This is a genomic window from Inquilinus sp. (genome assembly GCF_057815775.1).
The window spans coordinates 1-3,455 of record NZ_JBYRFX010000753.1 but is presented as its reverse complement, the minus strand read 5'-3'; the positions used below and the strand labels follow the sequence as shown (position 1 = coordinate 3,455).

Here is a 3,455-nt window from a genome sequence, read left to right as displayed (position 1 = left end):
CGGCGATGTCGGGCCGAAATTCATCGACTGGACCTGGAAGTCGGTCACCGACAACGGCAAGATCTACGCTGTGCCCTGGGACAGCGGCCCGATGGGCCTGCTGTACCGCGCCGATGTGTTCGAAACCCACGGCCTGACCGTCCCCGAGACCTGGGACGACTACGCCGAACAGGCGATCAAGCTCAGCACCAAGGCGCCGGGCACCTATCTCTGCGATTTCGGCGCCTCCGACGCCGGCTGGGTCTGCGCCGTGCTGTGGCAGGCCGGCTGGCGGCCGTTCCATCTCGACGGCACCAACATCCAGATCGCGATCAACAGCGACGTCGCCAAGAAATGGGCCGGCTACTGGCAGAAGCTGATCGACGCCAAGGCGATCGACACCAAGCCGATGTGGACGACCGAGTGGTTCGCCAACCTGGACAACGGCACCTACGCCTCCTGGGTCACGGCCGCCTGGGCGCCGGTGCTGATGCAGCAGTCGATGAAGAAGAGCTTCGGCAAGTGGCGCGCGTCGCCGATGCCGCAATGGGAGAAGGGTGGCAAGATCACCTCGAACTGGGGCGGGTCGACCTTCGCCGCCTTCACCAGTTCGAAGCACCCGAAGGAAGCCGCGCTGTTCGCCCAGTTCATGGGCAGCGACCCGGAGGCGTCGCGGCTGTGGAACACCGGCCAGTTCCTGTTCCCGGTGCTGAAGGACCTCGTCGGCGACAAGGAGTTGATGGGCCACGGCTATGATTTCTACGGCGGCCAGGCCGTCAACGAGGTCTTCGTCACCGCCGAGAACCAGGTCGACCCCAGCTTCGAATTCGCGCCGTTCCAGGATTACGTGAACCAGCAGATGCAGGACGAATTGGCGTCGGCGCTCGGCGGCAACGGCACGTTGTCGGCGGCGTTCGACCGGGTGCAGGACAGTGTCGTGGCCTATGCCAACGATCAGGGCTTCACCGTCCTCTGACCGCCTGTGGGATGGCGGGCGTCCCGATGGGGCGCCTGCCGTCGCCCAGGCCGGCGCGAAGCCGCGGCGCGCCCTCGTCGGCCACAAGCTTGCGCCCTATATTTTCCTGCTGCCGTTCATGCTGTTGTTTGCCGGCTTCCTGGTCGCGCCGTTGCTCTATGCGTTCCAGATGAGCCTGTTCAAGGAGACGCTGGTCGGCGGCGCCCACTTCGTCGGGCTCGACAACTACATCAGGGCCATCCACGACAAGAACTTCTGGGATGGCGTCTGGCTGCTGCTGCAGTTCGGGCTGATGCAGATCCCGGTCATGCTCGGGCTGGCGCTGGTGTTCGCGCTGATCCTCGACAGCGGCACGGTGTTCGCCCGCAACTTCTTCCGCATCGCCTTCTTCATCCCCTATGCCGTGCCCGCGGTGATCGCCACGCTGCTGTGGGGCTATCTCTACGGCCCGGCCTTCGGCCCGTTCACCCAGCTCAGCCAGGCGCTCGGCCTGGGCAAGATCGATTTCCTGTCGTCCAGCACCCTGTTGCCCTCGATCGCCAACATCGCGGTCTGGGAATACATGGGCTACAACATGATCATCTATTACGCTGCACTGCAGGCCATCCCGCGGGACCTGGAGGAGGCGTCGGCGATCGACGGGGCCACGGCTCTGCAGCACTCACTGAAGATCAAGCTGCCGCTGATCGTGCCGACCATCATCGTCACGGTCATCTTCTCGATCATCGGCACGCTGCAGCTGTTCACCGAGCCCTACCTGATCCACAACCTGACGCCGAGCCTGATCAACAGCCACTACACGCCGAACTATTACGCCTACACGCTGGCCTTCACCAACCAGCAGTACAACTACTCCGCGGCGATCTCCTTCGTCCTCGGCGGCGTGGTGGCGGTGGTGTCCTATGCCTTCATGCTGTTCGCCAATCGCGGGGCCCGCCGATGACCATCGCCGCCAAGACGGCGCGCTCGCCGGCGTTCCGGCGCCAGCGCTGGCTGCTGACGGGCGTGCTGGGCCTGTACTTCGTCTACAACTTCATCCCGCTGCTCTATGTCATCGTCTCGGCCACCAAATCCAATGCCGACCTGTTCGGCACGTTCGGCCTTTGGTTCGCCGACGATTTCAACTTCTGGGAAAACCTGCAGGGCCTGTTCACCTATCAGGACGGGGTGTTCTCGCGCTGGCTGCTCAACACCTTCCTGTACGCCGCGATTTCCGGTCTCGGCGCCGCCCTGTTCGCCACCTTCGCCGGCTATGCCTTCGCCAAGTACCAGTTCCTCGGCAAGAAGCTGTGCTTCGCCCTGGTGCTCGGCGCGGTGATGATCCCGCAGACGGCGCTGGCCGTGCCGCTGTTCCTGATGCTGTCGAAGATCGGGCTGGTCAACACGCCGATCGCGGTCATCCTGCCCTGCCTGGTGTTCCCGCCCGGCGTGTTCCTGATGCGCGTCTATATCGACGACGCCGTGTCGAACGAGCTGATCGAGGCCGGCCGCATCGACGGCGCGGGCGAGTTGCACATCTTCTTCAAGATCGCGTTCCGGCTGCTGACGCCGGGCTTCGCCACCGTGCTGATCCTGGCCTTCGTGTCGACCTGGAACAATTACTTCCTGCCGCTGGTGATGCTCAGCTCATCGGAATACTTCCCGATCACCGTCGGCCTGTCGCAATGGTATGCCGCCGCCACCGCGGGCAGCGGTGGCGCGGTGCTGTTCACCATCGTCATGGCCGGGGCGCTGATCAGCATCCTGCCCGTCATCGCCGCCTTCCTGTTCATGCAGCGCTTCTGGCAGGGCGGGCTGGCCTCCGGCGGCGTCAAGGCCTGACATGGCGGGGGCCTGAGATGGCAGCGGGGCAGCGCAACGGCGTCGATGCGGCCATCGCCCTGATCGCCGCGCTGGCCCGTCGCGGTGGCCGCGCCCCGAGCGTCGAGTTGGCTGAGGAGTTGGGCCTGTCCCGCAGCAGCCTGCATCGCATCACCCGGGCCCTGGCGGTCGACGGCATCGTTGTCTGTTTGCGGGGCGAGGTGCGCACCGGGCCGCTGGCCGCCGCCCTGATCGCCACCCTGGCCGCAGGGGCCGAGGATGCGGACCGGCATCGTCCCCGGATCGCCGCCGACCCGGCCCGGCCGCCATCGCCCGACCCGGCCGGTGCGGCGCCGGCCGTCCCGGCGCTGTGCCGGCCGTTCCTGCCGTCGCCGCGGCGGCGCCTGCGCATCGGCTTCTCGACCGCCGCGATCGACAATCCCTGGCGCGTCGCCCTGGTCCACAGCGTCGAACATGCCGCCGCCCGGCAGGTCGCCGATATCGAGCAGATGGCGGCGGATGGGATGGACGGCGTCCTGGTCGATGCGGTGTCGCCATCCCGGCTGGTCGGGGTCGCCGACCGGCTGATGCAGGCCGGCATTCCCGTGGTGTTCATCAATCGCGGCGGCATTGCCGGCATGCCGTGCCTCAGCTTCGTCACCAGCAACAACCGCGCCATCGGCTGTGCCACGGCGCGCTG

At 66.3% G+C, this 3,455-nt stretch carries 4 protein-coding genes; all 4 read left to right on the top strand.

The window, feature by feature from the left end:
- On the top strand, window positions 1-955 hold a 955-nt coding region (locus AC3XYG_RS26505; RefSeq protein ID WP_489142873.1), incomplete at its 5' end, for an ABC transporter substrate-binding protein.
- Window positions 924-1,898 (top strand): carbohydrate ABC transporter permease, encoded by a 975-nt coding sequence (locus tag AC3XYG_RS26500; protein WP_489142872.1) that lies wholly within the window; start codon window positions 924-926, stop codon window positions 1,896-1,898. The genes AC3XYG_RS26505 and AC3XYG_RS26500, both read left to right, overlap by 32 nt.
- The gene (locus AC3XYG_RS26495; protein WP_489142871.1) at window positions 1,895-2,776 is read left to right on the top strand and encodes a carbohydrate ABC transporter permease; all 882 of its coding nucleotides are present in this window, start codon (window positions 1,895-1,897) and stop codon (window positions 2,774-2,776) included. Before AC3XYG_RS26500 ends, AC3XYG_RS26495 begins: the two co-directional genes overlap by 4 nt.
- Window positions 2,777-2,793: 17 nt before the next feature.
- The coding region (locus tag AC3XYG_RS26490; protein WP_489142870.1) for a substrate-binding domain-containing protein at window positions 2,794-3,455 on the top strand (662 nt) is incomplete at its 3' end.